The organism is Micromonospora sp. URMC 105, from assembly GCF_051386295.1.
GTDB lineage: Bacteria > Actinomycetota > Actinomycetes > Mycobacteriales > Micromonosporaceae > Micromonospora.
Genome location: NZ_JBPQTL010000187.1, coordinates 1 through 2452, shown reverse-complemented (window position 1 = coordinate 2452; position 2452 = coordinate 1). Strand labels below are relative to the sequence as shown.

General features: G+C 74.0%; 3 protein-coding genes. All 3 read left to right on the top strand.

Annotated features, from left to right (window positions below):
- The first annotated feature begins 71 nt into the window (after positions 1-71).
- Genes ACSNN7_RS28785 through ACSNN7_RS28775 form a run of 3 tightly spaced genes read left to right on the top strand, consistent with a single transcriptional unit; the run spans position 72 to position 2444 of the window.
- Complete coding sequence (locus ACSNN7_RS28785; RefSeq protein WP_436684192.1) at positions 72-782, top strand: SRPBCC family protein; 711 nt, start codon at positions 72-74, stop codon at positions 780-782.
- A complete protein-coding gene (locus ACSNN7_RS28780; RefSeq protein WP_334452711.1) occupies positions 775-1179 on the top strand; it encodes a cupin domain-containing protein in 405 nt (134 codons plus the stop codon). The genes ACSNN7_RS28785 and ACSNN7_RS28780 overlap by 8 nt, the downstream gene beginning before the upstream one ends.
- Complete coding sequence (locus ACSNN7_RS28775; RefSeq protein ID WP_436684191.1) at positions 1176-2444, top strand: beta-ketoacyl-[acyl-carrier-protein] synthase family protein; 1269 nt, start codon at positions 1176-1178, stop codon at positions 2442-2444. Before ACSNN7_RS28780 ends, ACSNN7_RS28775 begins: the two co-directional genes overlap by 4 nt.
- Positions 2445-2452: the final 8 nt, after the last annotated feature.

The window sequence follows — 2452 nt, the reverse complement described above, 5'->3', positions numbered from 1 at the left end:
ACCACCCGGCCGGTCGCCGCCACCGCGGCGCCGGCCACCGAGAAGTCCTGACCGCTTCCGAGGAGGACCCGATGACCGTCACCCACGGCCAGCCGCTGACCACCGAGATCACCGACATCCTGGTGGCGCACTGCGGCCTGGACGCCGACGCGGCCGCCCGTGCCCCCGCCGCCTCCCTGGAGGAGCTGGGCATGGACTCGCTGGCCCTGCTGGAGCTCTCGGCCGTGGTGGCCGACCGGTGGCGGGTGCAGATCCCCGAGCAGGCCGGGCAGCTCAGCATCCCCGCCGTCGCGGACCTGGTCGCTCGCCGCGCCCAGCCGCCCGGCCACACCGAGAACAGCATCGTCATCGCCGCGCCCCTGCCGCTGGTCTGGGAGATGACCAACGACGTGGCCCGGTGGACCGACCTGTTCACCGAGTACGCGGCGGTGGAGATCCTGCACCGCGACGGCGACACCGTCCGCTTCCGGCTCACCATGCACCCGGACGAGAACGGGATCGCCTGGAGCTGGGTCAGCGAACGCACCGCCGACCCCGCCGCCCGCGAAGTGCGGGCGCACCGGGTGGAGACCGGGCCGTTCGAGTACATGCGGATCCACTGGCGCTACACCGAGGAACCCGGGGGCGTCCGGATGACCTGGGTGCAGGACTTCGCGATGAAGCCGACCGCCCCGGTGGACAACGCCGGCATGACGGCCCGGATCAACGCCAACAGCCGGGTGCAGCTCGACGTCATCAAGGAGCGCGTCGAGCGGGCGCACGCGGGAGGCGACGATGAGTGAGATCACCACCGGACTGGTCGCCGCCCGCGACGTGGCCGCCGACCGGCGGCGCGGCGGGGAGCTGCGGGTGCTGCTCGGCCCGAAGACCGTCGGCAGCACCTCGGGCTTCATGGGCGTCGCCGCGCTCGCGCCGGGGGAGCGGATCGCCGAGCACTACCACCCCTACAGCGAGGAGTTCCTGTACGTCGCGCGCGGCGCGATCACCGTCGACCTGGACGACGAGCCGGTGCCGCTGGCCGCCGGCGAGGCGCTGTTCGTGCCCCGCAACGTCCGGCACCGGCTGCGCAACACCGGCGACGAGCCCGCCGAGGTGGTCTTCCACCTCGGCCCCCTGGCCCCCCGCCCGGAACTCGGCCACGTCGACACCGAGCTGGTCGAGCAGCGGGGCGCGTCGTGACCGGGCGCCGCACGGTCGTCACCGGCGTCGGGGTGGTCGCGCCGGGCGGCGCCACCCGGGACAGGTTCTGGAAGACCGTCACCGAGGGACGCACGGCGACCCGGCGGATCACCTTCTTCGACCCGTCGCCGTTCCGCTCCCAGATCGCGGCCGAGTGCGACTTCGACGCCGACGCCGCCGGGCTCACCCTCGCCGAGCGGCAGCGCGCCGACCGGTACGTGCAGTTCGCCCTGGCCTGCTCCACCGAGGCCCTCGCCGACAGCGGCCTGGAGCTCACCGACGCCGAGCGGCAGGTGACCGGGGTGGTGCTCGGCACCGCGGTCGGCGGCACCATGGCCCTGGAACAGGAGTACGTGCGGGTCAGCGACTCCGGCCGGCACTGGCTGGTCGACCACGCCCTCGGCGGGCCGTACCTCTACCAGGCCCTGGTGCCGAGCAGCCTCGCCGCCGACGTGGCCTGCCGGCACGGGCTGCACGGCCCCGCGCAGGTGATCTCCACCGGCTGCACCTCCGGCATCGACGCCATCGGGTACGCCCACCAGCTGATCGTCGACGGCGAGGCGGACGTGGTGCTCGCCGGCGCCGCCGACTCGCCCATCTCCCCGGTCACCGTCGCCTCGTTCGACGCGATCAAGGCGACCAGCCCGGACAACGACGACCCGGCGCACGCCTCCCGGCCGTTCGACGCCGACCGGCACGGCTTCGTCCTCGCCGAGGGGGCCGCGGTGCTGGTGCTGGAGGAGTGGGAACACGCCCGCCGGCGCGGCGCGCACGTCTACTGCGAACTCGCCGGGTACGCCAGCCGCAGCAACGGCTTCCACATGACCGGGCTGCGCCCGGACGGGGTGGAGATGGCGCTGGCCATCAGCGACACGCTGCGGCAGGCGCGGCTCGCCCCGGCGGACGTCTCCTACATCAGCGCGCACGGCTCCGGCACCCGGCAGAACGACCGGCACGAGACGGCGGCGTTCAAGCGGGCGCTCGGCGAGGCCGCCTACCAGGTGCCGATCAGCTCGATCAAGAGCATGGTCGGGCACTCGCTCGGCGCGATCGGCTCGATCGAGATGGCCGCCTGCGCCCTGGCCATCGAGTACGGCGTGGTGCCCCCCACCGCCAACTGGTCCACCCGCGACCCGGAGTGCGACCTGGACTACGTGCCGAACGTGGCCCGGGAGACGCCGGTGGACGTGGCGCTCTCGGTGGGCAGCGGCTTCGGGGGGTTCCAGTCCGCGATGCTGTTCCGGCGGCTGGCGGTGGCGGCGTGACCGGGCCG

Excerpts from the sequence above, each read along its gene's own strand:
- ACSNN7_RS28780 (WP_334452711.1), top strand. The coding sequence starts at position 775 with ATGAGTGAGATCACCACCGGACTGGTCGCCGCCCGCGACGTGGCCGCC.
- ACSNN7_RS28785 (WP_436684192.1), top strand. The coding sequence starts at position 72 with ATGACCGTCACCCACGGCCAGCCGCTGACCACCGAGATCACCGACATC.